We start from the raw sequence: 869 nt of genomic DNA on the forward strand, positions 1-869 counted from the left end.
GTCAGCAACCAGACCCTACCGGAACAACGCAGGTGACAACCTCAGCCAGAACCTACAACACGCCCAGGGACAGCATCCGAGAAGGTGTCGACAACGGTCAGCACGCGCAGTTTCTTGCCCGTGGCCAGCTGGTCGTGAACGAAGTCCATCGCCCAAACGTCATTCGGCCCGACGGCCTCGACACGGTCATCCCGCAGCTTTGCCTTCACACGTCGCTTGGGCGTCTTGTGCCTGAGCTGCATCCCCAACTCCCTGTAAATGCGGTAGACTTTCTTGACGTTGATGCCCCAGCCTTCACGATCCAGCAGGACGTGAACCCGTCGGTAACCATACCGCACGCCAATCGCCGTCGGGCTCGAACCGATGGCGCCTCGACGGCTCATATCTCGCAGATCTCCCTGATCCGCTTCGCCACGGCAGCCTGATCGGTGCGGCGGGATTTATAGTGGAACGTCGAGCGGTCAAACCCGATGGCCCCACAAGCCTGCCGGATCGACACCGCCCAATCGCTGCACATCCCGCGAACCAGTTCGCGCATGCGACCAGGCTTCAAAGCTTTCGCCGGATCACGTCCTGCAACATCTCCCGATCGAGCGTCAGGTCCGCCACGATCTTCTTCAGCCGTGCATTCTCGTCCTCGAGCTGCTTGAGCCGCTTCATCTCGGTCGGCAGCAGGCCGGCATACTTCTTCTTCCAATTGAAGTAGGTCGCATGGCTGATCCCCGCCTTGCGGCAGATCTCAGCAACCGGCGCTCCGTCTTCGCCTTGCTTGATGATGAACGCCTTCTGCGCGTCCGAAAACTTCGATGCCTTCATCGCGATTCCGCTCCTCTCCCAGCCAGGAAAGCGTAGCGGAAAACTCCAGCTTC

General features: G+C 60.2%; 1 pseudogene. It reads right to left on the minus strand.

Annotated features, from left to right (window positions below):
• Window positions 1-77: 77 nt before the first annotated feature.
• Window positions 78-816 (minus strand): annotated as a pseudogene (locus Q1A36_RS21300) (transposase); the annotation flags it as partial.
• Between the last annotated feature and the right edge of the window lie 53 nt (window positions 817-869).

Origin of the sequence: uncultured Paracoccus sp. (assembly GCF_947487305.1) — a bacterium.
In the GTDB taxonomy this organism is placed as follows: Bacteria; Pseudomonadota; Alphaproteobacteria; order Rhodobacterales; family Rhodobacteraceae; genus Paracoccus.